The 23,203-nt window shown below is 63.4% G+C and carries 20 protein-coding genes; 2 read left to right on the forward strand and 18 right to left on the reverse strand.

Features of this window, described 5'->3' with window-relative positions:
• Nucleotides 1-279: 279 nt before the first annotated feature.
• From IE209_RS21675 to IE209_RS21705, 7 genes are all read right to left on the reverse strand, one after another.
• The gene (locus tag IE209_RS21675) at nt 280-882 is read right to left on the reverse strand and encodes a DedA family protein (protein WP_189688988.1); all 603 of its coding nucleotides are present in this window, start codon (nt 880-882) and stop codon (nt 280-282) included.
• A gap of 36 nt (nt 883-918) precedes the next feature.
• Entirely contained in the window at nt 919-2,382 is a 1,464-nt protein-coding gene (locus tag IE209_RS21680; protein WP_189688989.1) for a phospholipase D-like domain-containing protein, read from the reverse strand.
• A gap of 223 nt (nt 2,383-2,605) precedes the next feature.
• On the reverse strand, nt 2,606-4,036 hold the full coding sequence (locus tag IE209_RS21685) for an ArnT family glycosyltransferase (RefSeq protein ID WP_229882988.1): 1,431 nt from the start codon (nt 4,034-4,036) through the stop codon (nt 2,606-2,608).
• Nucleotides 4,023-5,048 (reverse strand): glycosyltransferase family 2 protein, encoded by a 1,026-nt coding sequence (locus IE209_RS21690; protein WP_189688990.1) that lies wholly within the window; start codon nt 5,046-5,048, stop codon nt 4,023-4,025. Before IE209_RS21690 ends, IE209_RS21685 begins: the two co-directional genes overlap by 14 nt.
• A gap of 48 nt (nt 5,049-5,096) precedes the next feature.
• Nucleotides 5,097-8,300, reverse strand: a complete 3,204-nt coding sequence (locus IE209_RS21695; protein WP_189688991.1) for an efflux RND transporter permease subunit — start codon at nt 8,298-8,300, stop codon at nt 5,097-5,099.
• A 13-nt stretch (nt 8,301-8,313) separates the two neighbouring features.
• Nucleotides 8,314-9,651 (reverse strand): efflux RND transporter periplasmic adaptor subunit, encoded by a 1,338-nt coding sequence (locus tag IE209_RS21700; RefSeq protein ID WP_189688992.1) that lies wholly within the window; start codon nt 9,649-9,651, stop codon nt 8,314-8,316.
• Between the two features lie 8 nt (nt 9,652-9,659).
• Entirely contained in the window at nt 9,660-10,946 is a 1,287-nt protein-coding gene (locus IE209_RS21705; protein ID WP_189688993.1) for a TolC family protein, read from the reverse strand.
• Between the two features lie 650 nt (nt 10,947-11,596).
• Here IE209_RS21705 and IE209_RS21710 point away from each other — a divergent pair.
• On the forward strand, nt 11,597-12,274 hold the full coding sequence (locus IE209_RS21710; protein WP_189688994.1) for a heavy metal response regulator transcription factor: 678 nt from the start codon (nt 11,597-11,599) through the stop codon (nt 12,272-12,274).
• Nucleotides 12,271-13,644: a heavy metal sensor histidine kinase gene (locus IE209_RS21715; protein ID WP_189688995.1), complete on the forward strand. Its 1,374-nt coding sequence runs from the start codon at nt 12,271-12,273 to the stop codon at nt 13,642-13,644. Before IE209_RS21710 ends, IE209_RS21715 begins: the two co-directional genes overlap by 4 nt.
• A 69-nt stretch (nt 13,645-13,713) precedes the next feature.
• Here IE209_RS21715 and IE209_RS21720 read toward each other — a convergent pair whose 3' ends face one another.
• The 11 genes from IE209_RS21720 to IE209_RS21770 all read right to left on the reverse strand — a co-directional run bounded on the left by IE209_RS21720 (nt 13,714) and on the right by IE209_RS21770 (nt 23,162).
• A complete protein-coding gene (locus IE209_RS21720; protein WP_189688996.1) occupies nt 13,714-14,391 on the reverse strand; it encodes a response regulator transcription factor in 678 nt (225 codons plus the stop codon).
• 107 nt (nt 14,392-14,498) lie between these two features.
• On the reverse strand, nt 14,499-15,017 hold the full coding sequence (locus tag IE209_RS21725) for an MgtC/SapB family protein (protein ID WP_189688997.1): 519 nt from the start codon (nt 15,015-15,017) through the stop codon (nt 14,499-14,501).
• Nucleotides 15,018-15,121: 104 nt separating this feature from the next.
• A complete protein-coding gene (locus IE209_RS21730; RefSeq protein WP_189688998.1) occupies nt 15,122-15,478 on the reverse strand; it encodes a hypothetical protein in 357 nt (118 codons plus the stop codon).
• A gap of 136 nt (nt 15,479-15,614) precedes the next feature.
• Nucleotides 15,615-15,986 (reverse strand): DUF4148 domain-containing protein, encoded by a 372-nt coding sequence (locus tag IE209_RS21735; protein WP_189688999.1) that lies wholly within the window; start codon nt 15,984-15,986, stop codon nt 15,615-15,617.
• 149 nt (nt 15,987-16,135) lie between these two features.
• Nucleotides 16,136-16,726: an SCO family protein gene (locus tag IE209_RS21740; RefSeq protein ID WP_189689000.1), complete on the reverse strand. Its 591-nt coding sequence runs from the start codon at nt 16,724-16,726 to the stop codon at nt 16,136-16,138.
• Complete coding sequence (locus IE209_RS21745) at nt 16,726-18,879, reverse strand: TonB-dependent siderophore receptor (protein WP_229882985.1); 2,154 nt, start codon at nt 18,877-18,879, stop codon at nt 16,726-16,728. The genes IE209_RS21740 and IE209_RS21745 overlap by 1 nt, the downstream gene beginning before the upstream one ends.
• Before the next feature lie 144 nt (nt 18,880-19,023).
• Complete coding sequence (locus IE209_RS21750) at nt 19,024-19,386, reverse strand: DUF2946 family protein (protein WP_189689002.1); 363 nt, start codon at nt 19,384-19,386, stop codon at nt 19,024-19,026.
• Nucleotides 19,387-19,494: 108 nt separating this feature from the next.
• Entirely contained in the window at nt 19,495-20,199 is a 705-nt protein-coding gene (locus IE209_RS21755) for a DJ-1/PfpI family protein (RefSeq protein WP_189689003.1), read from the reverse strand.
• Nucleotides 20,200-20,214: 15 nt separating this feature from the next.
• Nucleotides 20,215-21,216: a GlxA family transcriptional regulator gene (locus IE209_RS21760; protein ID WP_189689004.1), complete on the reverse strand. Its 1,002-nt coding sequence runs from the start codon at nt 21,214-21,216 to the stop codon at nt 20,215-20,217.
• 1 nt (nt 21,217) lies between these two features.
• Nucleotides 21,218-22,195: a tripartite tricarboxylate transporter substrate-binding protein gene (locus IE209_RS21765; protein ID WP_189689005.1), complete on the reverse strand. Its 978-nt coding sequence runs from the start codon at nt 22,193-22,195 to the stop codon at nt 21,218-21,220.
• 280 nt (nt 22,196-22,475) lie between these two features.
• A complete protein-coding gene (locus IE209_RS21770) occupies nt 22,476-23,162 on the reverse strand; it encodes a class I SAM-dependent methyltransferase (RefSeq protein ID WP_189689006.1) in 687 nt (228 codons plus the stop codon).
• Between the last annotated feature and the right edge of the window lie 41 nt (nt 23,163-23,203).

Consider the following 23,203-nt stretch of genomic DNA (forward strand, 5'->3'; position numbering starts at 1 on the left):
ACCGAGAGGACTCGAACGCGCTGCGCCCGAAGGCGAAGCGTCTCATCGATGGTGCGGTTTCCGTCGCCATTTGGCTTGCGTTGCTCGGCGCAATGATGTTCCTCATCGACGTCTTGTTCACCGAGTAACGCGTGACGCAGGGGAAACCAGACGCCGCACTTTCCAAGCCCCACTCGTGCCATCGACAGCTGCTCGAGAACAATACTGGGTGTGCGGCAGGAGTGCGAGCACGACCGCGTCGCTACGGCGTTGATCGATCGAAACGAGACCCATGCTGGCTCATTTCGCCGACTTTCCAAACGTCACCACCCGCCACGCATACCAGGCGATGGCGAGGCCCAGCACAACGTTGCTGACCGGCTCGATCACACGCGCGACCTGGTCGTACTGCGCGCCGAGCTTGTAGCCGGCAAGAACCAGCAGCGCGGTCCACAGCGCAGATCCGACCGTGGTGAGGAACAGAAAGACGGCAAGTTTCATTGCCACGACGCCTGCAGGCACCGAGATCAACGTGCGCACACCCGGAACCATGCGTCCCAGTAGAACCGCCGAGCGCCCATGCCGCTGAAACCAGCGGTCCGCGTCGTCCACCTGCTTGGGCGTCAACGTGAGCCAGCGCCCGTGCCGGGCGGCGAGGTGCTTGAGGCGTTCGATGCCGATCCAAAGTCCCAAGCAATACCAAAGCAATGCCCCGACCACGGAACCAAGGGTTCCGGCCAAGACGGTGAGCCAGATCGAACCCCGCTCGTTGAACGCGGTGTAGCCGGCCAGCGGAAGCACAACCTCTGAAGGTATCGGCGGGAACACGTTCTCGGCCAACATCATCAGGAACACGCCGAAGGCGCCGAGCTGGGTCAGTATCGAGACGATGCCGTCGAACATGCGTGGAGAGAAGTGGTGATCGCCAGACTTGGACGCTCAGCGACGACGATGGCGAAAGCGAGACAGCAGACCCGGTCGTTGAGACAACGGCTCGAACATCTCGTCAGGCCCCTCGGGGTCCAGCAGCTTGTTGTCAGCCAGCCATTCCTCCAAGGCGTTCAAGTCGGAAGGTTCGAACTCACGCAAAGAGCGGCCGGCCGTCTGCAGGTCTGAAATCGTTGCGATCAGCGAGCCGGTGCGCTCCAACGCGTCCTCCACCTCCCCAGGTTCGCACCCCAGGTGTTCCGCAAGCAACGAGGTGCGGATGCCAGCGATGGTTCGGCGCTGCTCGGTCGAGCCAGCTCTCGTCGCGTCGATCATGACATCGCATTCGCTATCCAATCGCAGCGATCGGTTGTTGAAGTTGGACGAACCGACTCTGATCATTTCATCATCCACGATCATCAGCTTGGCGTGGACATAGATGGGCTCTCCGTTTGCGGTGAAGGGGTGGTAGAGCCGGAAGCGGCGGTGAGCGTCGCACTCGCGCAGGGCAGCGACCAGCCGCGCACGCGCCGTGTCCATGGCCACCGGCTCAAGCCATCCTTCCGCGGTCGTCGGGTTCACGACCACGATTTCGGGCCCGTCGGACTCGTGCAGGCGCGCGGCAATGGCTTCGGCAACGTGTCGGGAGGCGAAGTACTGACTCTCAGCGTAGATCCAGCGCTTCGCGCGTTTGATCAGTGCGAGATAGAGCGCCTCCACCTCATGGATCCCGTCGTGATCATCCATCTGAGGCAGCGTCCGAGCGATCCCGACGGGCACGTCGGCAAATTGCGCCGCAAGTCCGTCGGGCCAGCAGTCCACCGCACTTTCAACTGGATCGAGGGCTGCTCCGCCTGCAGCTTCCCATCGCGCCCGGCACATGTCCCCGAGCGCACGTGCCGCGGCGCCTTGGAGGGCCGTGGTGGCGTCGTGCCATGGGCCGTAGTGCGTTCCGTCCGGATCGCGTCTGCGCGGTTCCTCTGACTTGTGGTCGCGGGTATCCCACCGCCCACGGGTGATGTCGATGCCACCGCAAAAGGCAACTTCGTCGTCGATGACGACGATCTTCTGGTGATGAGCCCCCGTGAACGGGTGATGCCCATCAAGCTTGATGTGGATCTGCGGATCTTTGATCCATCGCAAAAGTGTCATCAAGGTGTTCGCTTGGAACATCGACTTGATCGCGCCCGTGTCCCACCGCAGAACGTGGATCTGAAGCTCCGCATTGCGGCGGGCCAGCCAGCTGATGAAGCGTCCGATGGTGGCCGGACCACCGTCGTGCTCGTTGGAAGCAAAGCGGATCCGGGCATCGAAGTCCCATCCCACGAGCATGATTCGGCAGCGGGCCTTGAGCATCGACGAGCGCAACGCGGTGAAGTAATCGTCTGCATCGATGATCACGCTGGCTCGCGAAGCGATCTCGGTGCGCCAGAACGCACCTTGGTCCGTCAGAGAAGGAGAGTCTTGAGTGCTCATGGGTGCCGCAAGCGTCGGAGCTTGGTCGATGAGATGGTGGTTTCTTGAGACGCCTTGCAGCAGCACCGCAACCGAGCATCGCTGCCGAGGAGGTCTGGCCCTTGAAAGCAGCCCGGCCCGAAGTGCAGGCTGCATCTTTGGCCACCCAGCGCTTGCGCTCGAGGTAAGGTCGACATGAGTGGTTTAGGGCGCAACGGCGCAACAGGCTCCGCACGCCCAAGGCCTACGGTGCGGGAACCTCGTAAAGGGTGAACCGGCGGCTGGATCGATGCTCGATCATGCCGTCACCCAAGGAGGCGAGTACCTGCGCCGTGCGGTCGCGAGGCACTGCAACCCACAGCGGCCCACTTCGTGACCTGACGAGCGCCGACACCTCGTCCAGCGCCACTCCTTTGGCGGCGCCCTCGCTGTAGTAGCGCGCGGAAAAAGGGGCTCCACCCACAAAGTAGATCGGGACAGCGGCAGCCATTTCCTGAGCCTCGCGAACAAGCAGCTTCTCAGTTTTCAGGTAATTGGGATGCACGGCGACGATGAGAATCATTGCAGCGAACAAGGTCGGTACGAGCGCAACGCTGATGCCAACGACGACTCGCGACCACGCTGGCCTGCTGTATGCGAACGCGCGCCCAAGAAGCAACGCCAAGGCGGGCATCGAAGGCAGCACGTACGTCCACAGGATGTTTCCCGACAGGGTGAAAAGCACCGGCGATGCCAAAGCCCACAGCATCAGAAAGCGCACCTCGTCTCTGCGAAGAGCTGCCCACAGCTGAGCACGGGAGGGTGCGCGGTAAAGCGCAAGGAGCAGCCAACCGCATCCCACAAGGCTCCACGGCAGTCCAGCTAGCAGCGTGTCCACCCAAATGGCGCCGTAAGCACGCTCATGGGCTGATCCGTAGAGGTCTCCACTCCAACCGGGATCCGTGAACCGAAGAAAGTGCTCACCAACCAGGAAGTATTGCAAGAATCCTGGGGTCTTTGCCTCAGCCAGGAGGTACCAAGGAACGACGAGAACGACCGTCGTCGCAAGTCCTGGCGGCCAGAGCAGCAGTTTCCATCGGGCACGCGCGTCGGCGCTCCAAACCATCCAGGCGACGAGCACACCAAGCGACAGGACCGCTGCTATCGGGCCCTTTGCCAGCAGGCCGATAGCCATCCCAATGAAGACGCCGTATCGCCAGAACGGATGCGACGAAGTTCCAGCAAGACAGAACGACACGAGGGTCAGGGTCGTTCCAAGCGCCAGGAAGGGATCGGTGAGCACGGCGCCGGACGCCACGAACGGAAGCAGGCTGGTTGCAAAGATGACCAGAGCCCACCAAGCCGACACCGGCCCCATCGCTTGCCGTCCGAATTGGAACAAAAGCGCGGCGACGCCGATCATGGCAAGCCAACCGGGCAAACGGGCACTGAACTCCGCAAGTCCAAGCCAGTCGATGGCGACGGCCTGAGTCCAGAAAGAAAGAGGAGGCTTTCCCCAAAAAGGGACGCCCGCAGAAAACCATGGCGTGACCCAGTCGCCCGACACCGCCATAAGACGCGCAATTTCCGCATAGCGCGGCTCAGAGGTGTCTGCGAACGGCACAGTTGCCATGGCAAGAAGCCGGATGGCCTGACCGGCCACCAGAGCCAGCAAAATCAGTCTAAGTGCTGGCATGGACAAGCGCACGCTCAACCGCAGAGACGTTCGGAGTCAGCACGTCTCGAACCAGGTAGAGAGGCCGTTGCTTGGCTTCCATGTAAGTCTTGCCCACGTACTCGCCCAAGAGACCTACGGTGATGAGCTGCACACCGCTGAGGAACGTCACCATGGCGATCAGCGAAGGATAGCCAGCGACGTCCGACCCGAACATCACCGTCTTGCCGATGATCACGGCACCAAATCCGGCACCGCCAAGAGCCGCGACCGCACCGATACCGGTTGCCCACCGAAGCGGAGCAACCGAGAAGGATGTGATGCCCTCCATCGCGAGACCCAAAAGCGCGCCGTATCCCCAACGGGAGCGGCCCGCTGCGCGAGGCGCGCGGTCGTACTGCAGGACCACCGTGGGAAGCCCCACCCATGCGTACAGGCCCTTCATGTACCTGCACCTTTCCGACAGTTGCCCGAGCGCGTCGACGGCTCGTCGGCTCATGAGCCGGAAGTCGCCGGTATCCACGGGAATGGGAGACCGGCTCAAACGTTGAAGAAGCCGGTAATACACATGCGCCGAGGCGCGCTTCATCCACGATTCGCCGTGACGTCGCCTGCGCTGCATGCACACGACGTCGGCGCCCTGAGCCCAAGCGTTCATCATCGCGGGGATCAACTCCGGTGGATCCTGGAGGTCAGCATCAAGGATCACGACGGCGTCACCGCGCGCATGCTCGATGCCCGCCATCATGGCGGCTTCCTTCCCAAAGTTTCGGCTCAACCGCACGATGCGGGTGACCGAGCGTGCGCGCGAGGACCAAGCTGCGCATTGGCGAAGAACGTCGGCGCTGCCATCGCCGCTTCCATCGTCCACGTAGACGATCTCCGTCGGCATGTCGAGGGCATCCAGCACCGCGCGAACGCGCGTATGGCAGATCGGCAGGACATCCCGTTCGTTGAAGAACGGGATGACCACCGACAGGCGACAGGCGCTGGCGTCGTCAGCGCCGAAGGGCAAGCGAGTGGTCGCATTCATGGCATGAGCCCTTGGTAGAGCGCTATGGATGTAAGCAGGTCGCGGGCTTCAGCTAGCATGCGGCGCTGCAAGCCGCTGCGATGGCGGTTGGTCTTGCGCGCCCTCCTCGTCTTCCTCCTGATCGCGGCGGTATGCCAGTCGGTACAGTACCGGCAAGACCAAAAGCGTCAGAGCGGTCGACGACAGAATCCCGCCGATCACGACCGTCGCGAGCGGGCGTTGAACCTCCGCACCCGTCCCGGTGGCGATGGCCATCGGCACGAAACCGAGCGATGCAACCAACGCGGTCATCAGCACGGGGCGAAGGCGGGTCAAAGCACCCTCTCGCACCGCATGGTCAACCGATGCTCCGCCTTCTCGCAGGTTGCGGATGAACGAAATCATGACCAGGCCGTTCAGCACGGCGACACCAGACAGCGCGATGAAGCCGACGGCTGCCGTGATCGACAGCGGCATGTCCCGCAGCCACAGGGCCACGATGCCGCCGGTCAACGCAAACGGGATGCCGGTGAACACGATCAGGCCGTCACGGATGTTGCCGAACATGGCGAACAGCAGCGTGAACACCATGAGCAGTGCTACCGGAACCACGATCTGAAGGCGCTGCGTGGCAGATTGCAGGTTCTCGAACTGGCCGCCCCAGGTCATCCAGTATCCTGGGGGAATCGTCACTTGCTGCTGGATCGCCGAACTGGCCTCCTGGACGAACGAGCCCATGTCACGGCCACGTACGTTGGTGCTGACCACGATGCGGCGCTTGCCGTCCTCTCGGCTGATCTGATTCGGACCAGGAGCCAATTCGAGAGTCGCCAGTTCCGACAGCGGGATGAAGCTCACGCGAGCGGATCCCCCCGACTGCTCGCCCGCGGGCAGCGTGATCGGCAGACGTCGAATCGACTCCAGGTCGCCGCGCAGGTTTTCGGGCAGACGAACCACGATGTCAAAGCGACGATCGCCTTCGAACAGGGTGCCCGCACTACGCCCGCCGATTGCGGTCGCGATGGTGTCCTGCACGTCGCCGATGTTGACGCCATAGCGCGCGGCCTTGGTTCGGTCGATCTTGACGGTGAGCATGGGTAGCCCGGTGGTCTGCTCGACGTTGACCTCGGACGAGCCGCTGATGTCGCCCAGGACCTTTGCGATCTCTTGGGCGGTCTTGTTCAACTGGTCCATGTCGTCGCCGAACACTTTGACAGCCACGTCGGCGCGGACCCCGGAGATCAGTTCGTTGAAGCGAAGCTGAATCGGCTGCGAAAACTCGTAGTTGTTGCCAGGCAGTTCGCCGACGCGCTTTTGAACGGCGGCCACAAGTTCCTGGTGCGTGCGCTTGGGAGTAGGCCAATCGTCTTCAGGCTTGAGCATCACGTACGCGTCCGAGATGTTGGGCGGCATCGCGTCCGAGGCGATCTCGGCCGTGCCGGTGCGCGCGAACACGCGCTCGATCTCCGGGAACTCCTCCTTCAGCGTGCGCTCGAGCTGCTGCTGCATCTGCACCGACTGCGTGAGGCTCGTGCCCGGTATGCGCAGGGCCTGGATGGCGAAATCGCCCTCGTTCAAGCTCGGAATGAACTCGCTTCCAAGACGCGTGGCCACCAGGCCGGACAGCACGATGGCGACGCCAGCAACGGTCAGGACCACAGCTTTGGCGCCCATCGCACGGTCCAGCAGCGGTTCGTACGCGCGGCGCGCCCAGCCCATCAGGCGGTTCTCCTTCTCGCCAACCTTCTTGCCGATGAACAGCGCCACGGCAGCGGGAATGAACGTCACCGACAGGATCATGGCGCCCAGCAGTGCGATCACGACGGTCAACGCCATCGGATGGAACATCTTGCCTTCGACGCCGGTGAGCGCAAAGATCGGCAGGTACACCACCATGATGATCAGCTGGCCGAACAGAAGCGGGCGGCGTGCCTCTTGAGATGCAGCGAACACTTCATGGAAGCGCTCGCTGCGCGTCAGTGGCCGGCCAAGACGCTCCTGCGCATGGGCCAATCGACGCACGCAGTTCTCGACGATCACGACAGCACCGTCGATGATGATGCCGAAGTCCAGCGCCCCCAAGCTCATGAGGTTCGCGCTGACCTTCTGATTGACCATGCCCGTGAACGTGAACAGCATGGACAGCGGAATCACCAGTGCTGTCAGAAGCGCCGCTCGGATGTTGCCCAGGAACAGGAACAACACCACGATCACCAGCACAGCGCCTTCGAGCAAGTTCTTCTTGACGGTGGCAATCGCCTTATCCACGAGCACCGTGCGGTCGTACACTGTGACGGCCTTGACCCCCTCGGGCAGGTTGCGATTGATTTCCTCCATCTTCTTGGCCACGGCCTGAGCCACAGTACGGCTGTTCTCGCCAATCAGCATGAACACCGTGCCAAGGACGACCTCTCGGCCGTTGTCGGTGGCGGCACCCGACCGCAGATCGCGGCCGATCTCAACGTCAGCCACGTCGCGCACGCGCACCGGCGTGCCGCCGCTGTTCGCGAGCACGATGTTGCGAAGATCCTCCAGCCCGGTCGCCTGGCCGGGCGCACGGATCAGATACTGCTCGCCGCGCCGCTCGATGTAGCCCGCGCCGACGTTGGCGTTGTTGCGCTCCAGGGCCTGGACCACATCGCCAAGACTCAGACCGTAGGCAAGCAGACGATCTGGCAGCGGAGCAATCTGGTATTGCTTTTCAAACCCGCCGATGGTGTTGATTTCGGTCACACCGGGCACGTTGCGCAGTTGCGGCTTGATGATCCAGTCTTGGACCACCCGCAGGTCGGTCGGGGTGTACGGCGTCCCATCTTCCTTCTTGGCCCCCTCCTCGGCTTCCACGGTCCAGAGGTAGATTTCCCCCAGCCCCGTGGAGATTGGCCCGATGACAGGTCGAACGCCTTCTGGCAGAGAAGACGCTGCGCCTTGCACCCGCTCGTTCACGAGCTGGCGTGCGAAGTACACATCTGTGCCATCCTTGAAGATCACGGTGATCTGCGAAAGACCATAGCGAGACATGGAACGTGTCTGCTGCAGGCCTGGAAGGCCTGCCATGACCGTCTCAAGCGGAAAGGTCACGCGCTGCTCGGTCTCCAGCGGCGAGTAGCCAGGTGCAGCGGTGTTGATCTGGACCTGGACGTTCGTGATGTCCGGTACGGCCTCGATCGACAGCCGCTGGTAGTTGTAAATGCCCAGGCCTACCATGCCCAGCACGGCCAGCAGGACCAGCCAGCGCTGCTCGATGGCGAAGCGGATGATGCGTTCAAACATTGCTTCGCGACCCTCAGTGGCTATGCGTTGCAGAACTCTTGCCCTGCTCGGATTTGATGACGAAGCTGCCATCGGCGGCGTAGGACTCGCCGGACTGCAAGCCTTCGAGGATCTCCACCCGCTGCCCGTCGGAGCGGCCAATGCGAACAGGCCTCGCCTCGAATCCGCCCTCCACCTTCACGAACACGGACGGCTTGTCCTCCACGGTCTGCACCGCGTCGGATGCGACGGTGACCGGCGACGGCGTTTCGTTGTCGTTGGTCAGCACCTCGACGGTGACGAACAGGCCGGGCCGCCAAGCGCCCCGCGGGTTGTCCAGAACCACCCGCGCAGGCGCCGTGCGCGTCTGCGCCCCGATCAGCGAGCCCACATAGGAAATTTTTCCGTCGGCCACCATGTCGGCGGCGGCGGCACGCACCCGCACGCGCTCGCCAACCCGAACCTGCATGAGGTCACGCGCGCTCACACTCATCTCTGCCCAGACGGTGGACAAATCGGACAAGGTGAACACGTTCGTGCTTTCTTGGACGGCTTCGCCGAGGGCGATGTGCTTCTCGACCACCATGCCATCGAAGGGAGCGCGCAACTCGACACGGCCCAGGGCACCACTGCTCGGCGCCGCGCCCAACGTGCGGAGCTGCTGGGTGGCGTTCGCCACGGCGATCTCCGCCTCGCGCAGAGCCTGGCGTGCCTGCAGCACGTCCTGCTCGGGCGAAATTTTCTGCTCCCAGAGCGTGCGTTCGCGATCGTAGGTCGTCTGCGCCAGTTCGCGGCGTCGTTGCGCGGCTTGCAGGTCCGATCGGATCGACGAAACGCCAGCACTCGACACCACGGCGAGGACTTGTCCCTTGCGCACCTGTTGGCCCAGGTTGGCGCTGACACCTTCGACGACCCCAACCACACGAGGAACGATGTGGGCCGTCCGGTCTTCGTTGAATCGGATCTCACCAGGCAGCTGCAACGCAGTGCGAACGATTGCCGATCCGCTCCGTTCGATCTTGATGCCTGCAGACTTCACCTGCGCATCGGTCATGGGCACCTTCTCGGCCTCCTCCTTATGGCCGCCCGACTCTTCCTTGGCCGGTGCCGCGCTCGACTTCGAAGGCTGCGCTTCCTTGGGTTCGGACTTCCCCGCCCCCTTGCTCGCATCTTTTTCCTCGGCGCCATGACCGTGTCCGTCGTCCTCAGACTGACTGGTCTTTTCTCCGTGACCATGCCCGTCGCCCTCGCCGTGGCTTTCGCCACCTCTGAGCAACAGATAGGCACCAGCACCGCCGAGCAGCAGCACCAAGACGATCACGATGAGTTGGGTGCGTCCGGACGTGGCGGACGTGCTTTTCGAATTGGCCATGACAGCAATCAGGGTTGGGTAAAGGTGGGGCCGATGACGCGAGCGACGTCCGCCACCGCACGGTGGGCGTCACCAAGCGAACGTAGGTACTGGGCTCTCGCTTGCAGCAGGGTGCGTTGAGCGTCGAGCACATCGAGGTACTGGAACTTGCCGAGTTCGAATCCCCTGGCTGCTGCGTCAAAAGCCGTTTGCGCAGAGGGAAGGATCTCGGACGTGACCGCCGACACTTCCTCAGAAGCGACGGTGAGCCGTTGTCGTGCGATCGAGAGATCCGCTTGCAAGCGGAGTTCCAACGCGCGCGTGTCGTCCTCGGACTTGTCTCGCCGGCGCAGGGCCTCGACGATGTTCCCGCGGTTGGTGTCGAAGACGGGCAGCGGGATGGACACTCCGACGACAGCGATCGTGCTCCCCCTGCCTTCTTGCTGAGCGCGCTGAAACCCAGCGCTGACCGTGATGTCCGGGGTTCTCTTGGCCAACTCCAGATCGGCCAGCGCCGACAGCCTTTGGGTCTCCAAGCGAGCTTGGCGCAACGTGGGGGAACCGACCGCCGTCTGCTGCAAGACTTCGATGCTCGGCAATGTTGGCAGCGTCAATGCATCGCCGTTGAGCGACTCGAACGGGACGTTTGCCGTCGTCAATGCACGTAGTTCCTGCAGCTGGGCTCGAAGCTCGCCCTGGGCCTGGACCAGTTCAAGCCGCACGTTCGCTTCGGCAACCTTGGAGCGCGTTTCTTCAAGTGGCGAGACCTTTCCCGCCTGGACTCGCCTGGAAGCAGCCAAACTCCCAGACCGTGCGACGTCCAACGACGCCTGAGCAAGCCGCACTCGCTCCTGAGACAGGAGCGCAGCCAGGAAGACCGCCGTGACGTCTGCACGCAGCTGGGTTTCGCGCAGCTGCTTGGCGACCCGCGCTCCTTCGACCGCGCGCTCCGCCGCATTGACTCTGGCCGCGCGCTTGCCACCGAGTTCGAACGGCTGGCTAAGCGACATCGTGGTCGTCCGACTGCGCGTCCTGACGTCTTCAACGTCGACGCTCAACGTTGGGTTCTGGTACACGCCAGCTTGTATCAGCGCACCTTCGGCAGCTTCGATTTCTCGCTGCGCGGCCGACAGGGACGGATTGAACTCCAACGCAGCCTGAACAGCCTCATTCAACGTAAAAGCGCGGGGAGCCAAGGCCGCACCGGGGCTCACCTGCGAAACGGCCGTCACGGGCGGTACGACCGGTTGAGCAAGCGCAGACGCACTTCCCAAAGCCGCCAGCGCAAAGGCGAGCGGCGCAATCAACCTGCACATTCAAATTTCTCCAATCCAACAAACACCAAGACTCTGGCTCGGCCTTTTTCGTGTGGCGCACGCGCCACCGACAAAACAGGCTGCTTAAGCTTGCAGCGGCCATTTGGGCCGCTCGATGTCCGGTATGTGGATCGAAGTCATGGCAGGGCATGGCGACGAGATAAGGTCGCCAGCGCCCTGAGCGGTAACGGCTGGCGGAAGGTGCTCAGACGGATGAGCGGTCCACGCATGGCACGCGCTGCAGTCGGGATCGCCAAGTGCCGAGTCGCCAGTGGCTGCCTCCGAACTGGTCTGCGAATCGGCGTGGGAGTGAACATGATGGCCAAAATGCGCGGCTGCCACCTGTTTTTCGTGAGCGCAGTACCCCGCAGCCGCAGCCCAAGTCATGCGCAACGGCATGAGCAGGAGCAAGGCGAGGAGCACCCAGCGCATCAGCGAACGGTTAGAACCAAACAAACAGGACCTTTTCAGTCAATAGGACAGCGACCACTCAGGCTGTCCGCCTACGGGTTTCCCCGGGCGACCAAGTGTAGGAACATGTTCCGACCCATCTTCCAACGCATTGATTACTTTTTTGTCATCTCGCTTTCCTGGGCAAGCATGACAAAAATATCATCTCCGCATTCTTGCATTCGGAACACAATTTCGTCATGCAGATTTTGATCATCGAGGACGAACTCAAGCTTGCCCAGTATCTTCAGAAAGGGCTGCGCGAGGAGGGATTTTCCGTGGACATGGCGCACGACGGCGTCACCGGGTTGGAGGCGGCGTCGTTGCACCGCTACGACCTCATCGTGCTCGATGGCATGCTGCCTGGCTTGGACGGGTTGGCGGTACTCGCTGCGCTGCGGCAGAGCCAGCAGACGCCGGTTCTCATGCTGACCGCACGTGGGGAGGTCGAGGATCGGGTGCGCGGGCTGCGCACGGGCGCCGACGACTACCTCGTCAAGCCGTTCGCGTTCTCGGAGTTGGTTGCGCGGATTCAGGTTCTGCTGCGGCGCATGCTGCCATCGTCCGGCGAGACGACGGTGCTGAAGCTTGCAGACCTTGAGGTCGACCTCATTCGACGACGGGTCACGCGCGCTGGACAACGTTTGGAGCTGACCAACAAGGAATTCAACCTGCTTACGTTGCTGCTTCGCAGGCAGGGCGCTGTGTTGTCACGAACGGAAATTGCTGCGCAAATCTGGGGGATGAACTTCGACAGCGAAACCAACGTGGTCGAGGTTGCGGTCCGCCGTCTGCGCGGCAAACTGGATTTGCCATTTGACACGCCGCTCCTGCACACCGTGCGGGGCATGGGCTACGTGCTTGAACAACGCGGATGACGAAGGCAGCCACCCGAAGTTTGGGGGCGCGGCTTTCGTTCTGGCTGGCGTTGCAGGCGATGGCGGGTTTGGGCCTTATTTGTGGAGCCCTTTACTTCGCCATCGACTGGACACTTGCCGATCGTCAGCACGAAACCCTGGTTCAGAAGGAGCTGGCGGTACGAGATCAGATTGGCCAGAATCTGGCGAGATCGGATCCGGAAGAGTTGACCCATTTGCTCAGTGCGATGCTGGCCGGCCATTCGGACCTGGGACTTCGCCTCGAGGAAGACAAGGGCGCGCTCATCTTCGATCACCCCTTGACCGTTGGATCAAGCAGCACCGATCCTCACGCGCATGTCGTGGACATGGCCATCGAGGGGCTGGAGCGACCCGTCCGGATGTATCTGACGCTCGACACGAGTGCCGACTCCGCACTGCTTCACAGCGTGGCTTGGATGCTGTTTCTCGCCGCGGTGGGTGGAGCCGCCCTTGTTTCCACGGGTGCGTTCGTGTTGGTCCGGTGGAACTTGATGCCTCTTCACCAATTGGTCGCGCAGACGCAGAAGGTCACGGCCGACACGTTGGAGCGCAGGCTCGATGGATCCGCTCAGCCCGCAGAGATCCAGCCGTTGATCGCTCAGATGAACGCCCTCCTGGATCGCCTCGCAGCGGCGTACCGGCAAATGGAAGCATTCAACGCTGACGTCGCGCACGAACTGAACACGCCTCTCACCACCCTCATCAGCAGCAGCGAATTGGCGCTGCGTCGGTCGCACAGCCTCGCCGATTTGCAGGACGTCTTAGGGTCCAACCTTGAAGAACTCGCGCGACTTGCACGCATCGTGGCCGACATGCTCTTTCTGTCAAGGGCACATCGCGGCGTTGGCGCGCGACGGGAGCTGGTCAGCAGCTTGGCACAGCTAGCGGCGGACGTGGTGGAGTTCCATGAAGCGGCCATGCAAGAGGCCGAACTGGAGCTTGAACTCGTAGGCGATGCGGCAGCAGCGGTCGATGGCAGACTTCTGCAGCGAGCACTGTCCAACCTGCTGAGCAATGCGACCAGGCATGCGACGCGCGGGTCAACGGTGAAGCTGATGATCCAACGAACGGACGACGACACGGTTCGAATCTTGGTGGAGAACGAAGGTGAAACGGTGTCAGCAGAGCATCTGCCAAGACTGTTCGATCGATTCTTCAGGGTGGATCCCGCACGCAGCCACGCGGACCGCAATCACGGTCTTGGATTGGCCATCGTCGGCGCCATCGCGCACATGCACCAGGGTGGAACCGTCGCGGAGTCCGAAGGTGGCAGGACCCGGATCGGACTTTGGCTATCGGACTACTCGACCGCTGAAGGGCCCGGTGCGGCGCCTGCGGGGGCGCGGTGACGCACGATGAGCACAACCTCTAACACAACCGCCACAACGGGGTAGGCGGCGCCCGTTTAGGCCGTGCGCTCACCCTCTCCTCGGGCCCAGCAGGTATCCGAACTCCTTGATGGTGTGCAACAACGGAAGCTGTCCCGGCTGGTCGATTTTGCGGCGCAGGCGTCCTATCGACCGATGCAAGTTGCTGAGGGAAATGGGTTGCTGGCGCCATACCCGGTCAACGAGAACATCGCGGGTGACCAAAGCGCCCGGTCTTTCCGCCAACACCATCACCATGGCAAATTCCTTGTAGGTCAATGAGAGCCTTCGGCCCGCTCTCTCCGCGCGCTTGCGCGAAAGATCCAGAGTGAAGTCGGCGATCTTGAACTCGGCGCCGACGCCGGCTGGAAAGTTAGCTCGGCGCACATGAAAGCCGACTCGAGAGAGCAGCTCGGGTACCGCCACAGGTCGCCCAAGACAGTCGCTGGCCCCCTCCTCCAAGTACGACATCTTGCTGACGGCGCTTTTCGACAGATGAAGCACGATGACAGGCACCGACCTTGCCGCGCGCAGGCATTTGAGATACGACAGACCGTCCATTCCCGGAAGCTGCTCATCGATCAGCACCAAGCTGTGGTCCCGCTCGATGGCCATGTCGAGACCCAGGACGCCGTCCAAGACGACGTCCACGCAGTAACCGTTGTACTTCAGGCCCTGCGAAAGGTAGCTCGCCTCCTGAAGGTCGTTCATGACGATCAAGATTTTCATGTCTGGGGACGCACCAACTTTCCGTTCCGTTCGAACCGGGGGAGGCACGAGAACATCGCATGCGCCATGCGGGTCGAAACAACGATCATTCTCTCCTCCACTTGGAGCTAGTCCTCACCGCCACGGTTGCGTGCGGCTAGCCCGTCGCGGCTCTCGAATGCCTTCATTACCATCGGAACGATCGCCATGATCAAAAGAGCAAGCAACGTAGCCAGGATGGCCGCGGATTCTTCTCCCATCCCTGCAGCGACTCCGATGGCTGCGGTCATCCAAATGCCCGCAGCTGTCGTCAGCCCCTTGACCTGAGCTTCCGATCCAGCTTTGAGGATCGTCCCGGCGCCAAGAAAACCAACACCGGCTATGACTCCTTGCAGCACCCGGCTCATGTCGGCGGGCCCGATGGTGAACAGATCGGATGCCACCACAAACATCGCAGCGCCCATGGCGACCAGCATGTGAGTTCGAACGCCAGCAGCCTTGCCCTTGGTTTCGCGCTCGATGCCGAGCAGGCCGCCGAGCACGCCTGCAAGAGCCAGCCGAAGTATCAAGCGCGTCGCTTCTTCAACGCTTCCAACGTCCGAAAATTCCTGGACCGCTGTGTCAACGATCCGGTTGAGAATGGTCACCTTATGCCTCCTAAGCCACGCACCTCGTGACGGATGTCTCGTTCATCCGAGCGCGCAATCCGTGCACGGTCTGCCGCGGCCGCGCAGCGCCACGTTCCAATCCCCTAGCGTTCCGGTCCTAAGCGGTCCGGCTCACCCGTCGGTGCCTTGACCACCTTCTGACGCGCTGGCGCCTCATCCGTGGAAGCGCCCTCGCCTGAGGGTCGCCGCTCCGCCAGCACCTCTCGCAGTTGGACGGACAGATCCAAAAGTTTGGCCTTCTTGGCGTACTTTCCCCGGCGCTTCCATTCGCCCATCAACGCCACGGCCAATCGGAAGGAACGACCGTTCAGATCGAAAAGCCTTTGCAGCGAAAAAAGTCGATGCGACTCCAGAGACAGAATGAGATCGGCCAACACGGCGGTGTCGCGCCGGAAGGGATGGCACTTGATGTTCCGAGTTGCGCGCTTGTAAGGATGCATGCGGTACCTGGTGAGATGTGAGCCAGCATGAGCCGGAAATGGGCTTCGGGCTGCGGGTGCGCGACAGTGCGACCCTAGCAGCCCGAGATAACGGAGGTGGTGCGACCGCTTCGGCGGTCTCGGCAGTTCCGCCCGATTACAGCTTGCCGCCGCCCATGGTGCCTTCCCGAACGGCCTGCACCGCCTCTGCGTGCACCTCGGCGCGGCTGCGCAAGCTCAGCGCCTCACGGTTCGTGCCGATGTCCGAGCCTTCGGCAGTGCTTTGCGGTCCGTCCTCTGCGAGGTCGCGCAGCACTTCGGCGCGAGAGACAACGCTCTTGGACTTGGTGACCTGCGAGACGTATCCGACCTCGCCGGTCGGCGAGAGTCGGCCGGAGTCGCGCGCCTTGAAGTACTCGGCTCGCACTTGCTCCCGGGTCAGCGGCGCATCGGAAGCTGCGCTGGCCTGAGAGGCTGCACCGATCAAAGCGGCGAGTGCGACGATGGCGAAGCGATGGCGTTGAGACATGGGGTTCCTTTCGTTAAAAACCTGCGCAACGTCTGCGCATGCCTCTAGTGTCGAAACCGAAACCGCCTCATGCCGAACCGGACGATGACGTTTTTGTTACCAGGACATTCGGGACTTCACGGAACGCTCCTTGAGGATGGTGAGAATGCTCAGGCCAGCAGCCGGCGCAGGTCTGCGGCGAACTGCTCGGCCGTCTGGTCGTGCCGCAGCACCACGCGCAGCATGCTGGCCGGGTCGTAGACATAGGTCAGCGCCGTGTGGTCCATGGTGTACGACGCGCCGGTGGGCACCTTCTTGTAGTGCGCCTTGAAGTCCTTCGCGAGCGCGGCCGTCTCCTCCAGCGTGCCATGCAGGCCGAGGAAGCTTGGGTCGAAGGCGGTGGTGTAGGCCTTGAGGACTTGCGGCGTGTCGCGCTCGGGATCGACCGTGACGAAGATGACCTGCACGCGGCTGCCAAGATCGCCGAGCAAGGACTTTGCCTGGGCGGCGCGTGCGAGCGCCGTCGGACAGACGTCCGGGCACTGCGTGAAACCGAAGAACAGCAACACGGCCTGACCCTTGAAATCAGCCAAGGTGCGCGTGCGACCCTCGGGGTCCAGCAGCCGGAAGTCCTGGCCGTAGTCGGCGCCCGACACGTCGATGCCGTTGAGTGTCGGCGTTCTGGGCTGGCAGGCCGCCAGGAGACCCGTCATCGCGGCCGTTGCAGCCGCCAGCAGGCTGCGTCGTCGAAGGTTAGGCATCAGTAATCCACCCGCAGCGTGAGCTTGGCCATCCGCGGCGATCCGAGCTTGATCCAGTCCTGGGCGTACTGGTGACTGCTGGCGTAGTACTTCCGGCCGAACAGGTTGTCCACGTTCAACTGCAGCGAAGCCTTGGCAGCCGCGAACTCAAAGCGGTAGGCGACCATCGCATCGACGCGCGCGTAGCCGGGCATCTGGAAGCTGTTGGCCGAGTCCCCCTGGCGCTGTCCTTGCGCAAAGACACCAGCGCCGGCGAGCCACTGATCGTTGAGCGTATAGCGCGCCCAAAGGCTCGCGGTGTGCCGCGCCACGTTTGGCAGCTGGGTGCCCTGGTAGGCCGGGTCGCTGAGCACCTTGGTGTCGGTGTAGGCGTACGAGCCGATCAGTGACAGCTGGTGCGTCACGCGTCCGGCAACGTCCCATTCGACGCCGCGCGCGCGGGCCTTGCCGATGGTGACGACGTTGTAGTACGGCGCCTCGGCGACGGTGACCTGGGCGCCACGGTTGCGCTTGGTTAGCTGGTACAGCGCGAGCGTCGAGGTGAGCCGGCCTTCCCGCAGCTCGATCTTGTGTCCTACCTCGAGCTGGCGGGCACGTTCGGCGCCCAGCGACGCCCCGGTCAGGGTGTCGCGGCCGTTGTTGGCGGACACCGAGTCTTGGTACTGCACGTAGACGGACTGTTTGGGCGCGAACTGCCAGACCGCGCCCAGACGCGGTGTCGTGAAGGACAGCTTGTTGGCTTCCGTGCCAGGACTGCCGTACACCGCGTTCGTGCGGTCATGCCGCAGGGCGCCCATGAACGACACACCGTGGCCCAGGGTGACCTGGTCCTGCACGTAGATGCTGGTCCAGCGACTGTAGTCGTCCACCACGTCAGGCATGGTCAAGCTGGTGTCCAACCCAGGCGTGCTTCCCAGCACCGGGTTGTAGATGTCGGCCGAGGACACCTGCTGGAGGTAGGTCGCGCCCGTCTTGTCGGCGCGGTACGTGTCGAAGCCGATCAGCACGGTGTGGCCCAGGCCGCCCAGCTGGAACTTGCCCGTGAGGTCCACGTTCGCTTGGTCGATCTTGTAGCGCCCCTGCGGCCGCACGCCGAAGTAATAGCGGCACAGCGGATTGCCGGTGCCCGAGCAGGTCTGGTCCGCCGCACTGCCCATGCCGTAGTCGCCGCGGTACGGGTAGACGTCCATCTCCGAGGTGTCGCTGCGCAGGCGCATCAGCCGTCCCTTGACGAGCCAGGTCTCGTTCAACTGGTGCGTGGCATCGAGCTTCACCGTGGTGGTCTTGGCGCTGGAGAGGTACGGAGAGTCGTTGAACTGGCGCGACCAGGGCAGATCGGCCGGCCTGTTGCCGATGGCTGGGATGCCCATGTCCGTGCGGTAGCGGTTGTTGGAGTAGTCCAGCGTGGCCGTCACGCTGGTGCGCGCATCGGGCACCCACGCCAGGCTGCCAGTGAAGTTACCCAGCCGGTCTTCGACAAAGTCGCGAATGGAGTCGGCCGTGTTGTAGGAGCCGGAAACGCGGCCGCGCAGGGTCTTTTCCGCATTGAGGGCGCCGGTGGCCTCCATGGCTGTGCGCGACAGCCCGTACTGGCCGATGGTCTGCTCGAAGCCGAAATGCGGACTCGCTGACACTGGCTTGGTGACGACGTTCACGAGCCCGCCCGGCTCGGACCGGCCGTAAAGAACGCTGGACGGCCCCTTGACGACCTCCACCGACTGCACGTTGGCCATGTTGATGGGCACGCCCATCACCTTGCTGCCGTCCAGGTAGTAGCTGGAGATGCCCGACATGGGCCCGAGCGAGGTCATCGACGTGCTCGGGAAGCCGCGCAGGATCAGCAGCGGTTGCATCGAACCGTTGAAGCCGAAATCGTATTGCACGCCTGCGACGTTGCGCACGGCCTCGGTCAACGTGAGCGCGCTCTGGTCCTGCAGGACCGCCTGCGGCACGACGGCGATGCTCTGCGGGGTCAGCAATGCGGGTGTGTCGGTGCGTGTGGCGGTGCTGCTGTCCGGCGCGCGGTAGTCCACACGCTCACCGATGACGGTGACAGATGGCAGCGCCTGGTTCCGAGCTTGGGCCTGGGCCGGCAACGACGGGGTGGCAAGCCCTGCGCACAGCAGCGCAGCGACCAGGGGGGATGGGTTCAACGGATTCGACGGGTGCACAGACCTCTCCAGTTCCTTTATGAACGGCCGTGCGCAGACCGCGCAAGGCCTCGACGCCGCGGCACGCATCGGGTCGCGTGGCGCAACGCAGCGCAGGCCGACAGGGCACTGCACTTGAGCGACGGATCAGGAGATGGAGGGCGGGCCGCGTGGCGGCAGTGGTGCACCAACGAGCGCCGCGATGTGGGCGGCGACGACGGGCTGCAGGGCATGAGCCAAGGGCTGCACTGGCTCGTCACGCGGCGTCTGCGGTGCCGGCGGCAGCGTCACGGCCAGGCACATCGGACATTCGATGGAATGGTGGCTGACCACGATGTCCTGGTCACCATCTTCGCCGAGGACGACCAGCTTGGCGCCTCCGCTGGCCGTGCAGATCAGCTCCATGGCCTGGGGCTGAACCACAGGGGCGGCGATGGCCACGCCCAGCGCGAGCACGAACCAGAGCAGGACCGTACGGGCCAGCGTAGTTGAGCGGCGCAAGGAATGCATTGAAGGCGATGGTACGTGCTGAAGGTTCCCGTCCTCGTGGCCACGCCTTGGGCAATTTGCCCAAGGCGCCCGCATGGCTACATGCCTTCACCGTTCGCGGGAAAGTACTCAGCGGCTGCTGGCCTTGAGTTGCTGCGCCACGCGCGACGACACCGCGCGCCGACGGTCAAGCATCGCCGACGCCGACGCCCGCACCTGCTCCACCAGCGCGGGTGCTGCAACGCGGGGGTGACCGCTCTCGAACGGTGGCGCCGGGTCGTACTCCATCATGAGTTGGATCGACTTGGCGACATCCTCCCCACGCAAGGTGGCCACCACGGTGAATGCGAAATCCAGGCCAGAGGTCACGCCCGCTCCCGTGATGCGGTTGCGGTCGACCACGACGCGTTCCGGCACGGTCTGCACACCGAACTGCTCCAACTGGTCCATCGACAGCCAGTGGCAGGTCGACTTGTATCCGGTCAACAGGCCGGCAGCTGCCAGCAACAGCGAGCCGGTGCAGATCGAGGTGACCAGTTGTGCGCCCGCGGCCTGGGTCCTCAGGAAGCGCAGGACCTCCTCGTCCTCCATCAGGTCGGTCTGGCCCGGGCCGCCCGGCACGACGACGACGTCGAACTGGGGCGCGTTGGCGAAGTCCACGTCGGGCAGCAGGCGCAGGCCGGTATCGCCATGCACAGGCGATGTGTCCTTCCACACCAGCTGCGCGCTGCAGTTTGGCGTTCGGGCGAGGACCTCGAATGGGCCGAGGATGTCGAGCGCCGTGATCTTGGGAAACACGAGCATGCCGATGCGGGTGGTCTTGGTCTGCGTCATGGTTGAAGGCGTTGGTCAGTCGTTGTTGAAACGCGCGCGGAATGCGCCGGGCGTCATGTCCAGCACCTTGGTGAAAACGCGTGTCAGTTGCTGGCGGCCGGAAAAGCCGCAGCGCAAGGCGATCTTTTCCAGGGGCTGGTCGGTGCCGGACAACAGCTCGCGGGCCAGTTCGACCTGTGCTGCGCCGATGTACTGGGCCGGCGACATCCCGAAAGCCTCCTTGAATCTGCGCGTCAGCTGCCGCGTGCTCAAGCAGACATGGGCGGCCACCTGCTCGGCCGTCACGCCAGCCTCCAGTTGGCCCATGATGAAGTCGGTGGCCTTGCGCATCCGGTCCGACGCTGTGCCATAGGAGGCCAAGGCTGTGCTGTACTGCGTCTGGCCGGCGGAGCGTACCCGGAAGACCACGAGTTCGCGCGCGATCGCCAGCGCTAGGTCGCGGCCGAAGTCTTCGTCGACCAGGCTCAGTGCCAGGTCGATGCCCGCGGTGGCGCCAGCGGACGAGAACAGATTGCCGTCGCGCACGTGCATCGCGTCGATGTTGAGCCGAACGTCCGGATAGCGCTTGGCGAACTCGGTGGCGTGGTTCCAGTGCGTGGTGGTTGTCTTGCCGCACAGCATGCCGGCCTCGGCCAGGACGTAGGCCCCAGTGCAGACGGAACCGAGCCGGTTGACGCGCGGCTGCACCGCTCGCAGCCAGTTCTGCAACGGAACATCGTGCCGGGCTTTCAGCACCCCGGGGCCGCCGGCCACCAGCACGGTGTCGAAGGCGCAGATGTCCGGCGCGGGCAGCGGTGCTGTCTGCAGGCGCAGGCCGCAGGAGGCGTGGACTTCGCCGCCGAAGGTGGACAAGGCCGTCACGCGGTAGCGGTCGGACTCGCTCTCACGGTTGAGCAGGAAGTTGGCCCGCCCGAACACATCGCCCGGCCCCGCCAGGTCGAGCAGCAAGACGTCGTCGAAGACGACGATGCCGACTTCCCGCGTGCGCAGGATCGGCGTCATACCAACGGTTGCCATCTCAGTCCGCGACAAAGCCGATGTCCTTGACGATCCCTTGCCATTGGGCGTGCTCCTTGTGCATGGTGGCCGCGAGCGTGGTGAAGTCGCCATCGGACATCTCCAGGCCGGCGTCCAGCAGCTTCTTGCGCACCTCGTCCGACGCGACCGTCTTGCGCACGGCGCTGCGAAACCGTGCCACCGTGTCAGCGGGCGTGCCGGCGGCCAGAAAGTACGAGAACCACTCGCGGTTCACGATCTGGTTGTAGCCAAGTTCGGGAAATGCCGGCACCTCCGGCAGCTGCGATGTGCGCGATGTCCCGGTCACGGCCAGGATCTGCAGCTTGCCCGCCCGATAGTGCTCCAGGATGTCGCTCTGCGCCATGAAGCCAAACGGAACTTGCCCGGACAACACATCCTGCAGCAGCGGCGCAGAGCCTTTGTAGGGCACATGGTCGAAGCTCACCTGCATCGCGCGTTGCAGCAGCACGCCCGAGAAATGGAACACGCTGCCGGCGGCGGGTGTGCCGAAGAACCCGTATCTTTTTTCGCGCTTGAGCAGCGCCACGGCCTCGGCCATAGTCTTTGCAGGCGTGGTCGTGGAGGCGACCAGCACAATGGGAACGGTCGCGACGGTGCCCACCGGCACAAAGTCTTCGAACGGGCGGTAGCGCAAGGCCTTGTAAGTGTGGGGGTAGATGACCATCGACGAGCCGATGGTTTGAAGCAGCTGGCTTCCGTCTGCAGGCGCATTCTTGACGAGTTCGATGGCCAGCTGACCGGCTGCGCCTGCCTTGTTGTCGACGATCACGGAGGCGCCCAGGTTCGTGGCCAGCACCGGGGCCACGGCGCGGGCGATGCGGTCGCCGGTGGCGCCCGGTGGGAACCCAACCAGCAGGCGCGCCACGGCTTCGGCCCGCGCGCCGGGCAGGAAGCCACCCAGCGCAGAAGCTACCGCCATCCCGCCAAATCCCGACAAGAAGCCGCGTCGACTGTCCATCTGCCACCCCCTTCATGCGACAGCCGAGCGGCCACCGTGCGTCCAGTTTCAGTGCGAAGGACGTGCAACGTTGGACATAAGCGGGCGAAATCGTGACGTTTTCGTGTCAGGGCACGGGCCAGGGGGCTGTCGTCGAGCCACGGGGCTCTCCAGCCGGTTGGCGATCTACCGGGCCGAGCGGCGACCAAGGGGGTGCCGAGCCCGGGCGCTCTTGGAATCGAGGGTGCTGGGACGCCAGGCCGACGCTGCGCCAGAGCGGGCTTGACAATGGCGCGAGGGGTCAGTTGCCAGGAGCTGTGGCGATCCAGCCCCGGAATGAAAGCGCCGCGTAGAAGAGTTCGACATCGACGAAGCCCGCCAGCCGAAGCAAACCCTCTTCTTCGTTGGGGGTCATGAGTGGCATGCGCGCCGACATGAACTTCCCCGTCGCCTCCGCCCGCTCAACATCGTTTGCGGCCCGGTCTCCGAATACTACCGACCGCGCCATCCACCCTTCGCGACGCTCGCCTGGGGGCGCGTGATGGGCGACCACAAGTCTCGCTCCCGGTTTGAGGCGACACAGGATGCGTTCCAACGTCCGAAGCCGCTCGCCTCGGTCGAGAAAATGCAAGACAAGCAAGCATGTGGCGCCGTCGAAAAGCCTCTTCGGGGCTTGATCGACGGTCCCCACCACGAGGTGGACACGCCCTGAGACAGCAACGGTGGCTTGCCGCGCAAGGTCGAGCATCGGTGCAGAGGGGTCGACTCCAAAGAATTTCCATCCAGGCCGTGCCTGGGCCATCGCCACAAGCTCTAGCCCACCTCCAGCGCCAACGACAAGCATCTCAGCTCGGTCCGGCGCCCGCTCCGCGAGCAAAAGCGTTGCCATTCGATGCACGTCGTACAGGCCTGGGACCTTGAGCAAAGCGTTTTCCGCATAGCTCGAAACAACTCCAGGATCTGCGAAGGGAGAGGAATCGTGTTCCATTGAAGCACCCAAAGATCAAGTCGAGCCATCTTACATAACTG

Source organism: Pseudorhodoferax aquiterrae, from assembly GCF_014652235.1.
GTDB classification, from domain to species: Bacteria; Pseudomonadota; Gammaproteobacteria; order Burkholderiales; family Burkholderiaceae_C; genus Pseudorhodoferax; species Pseudorhodoferax aquiterrae.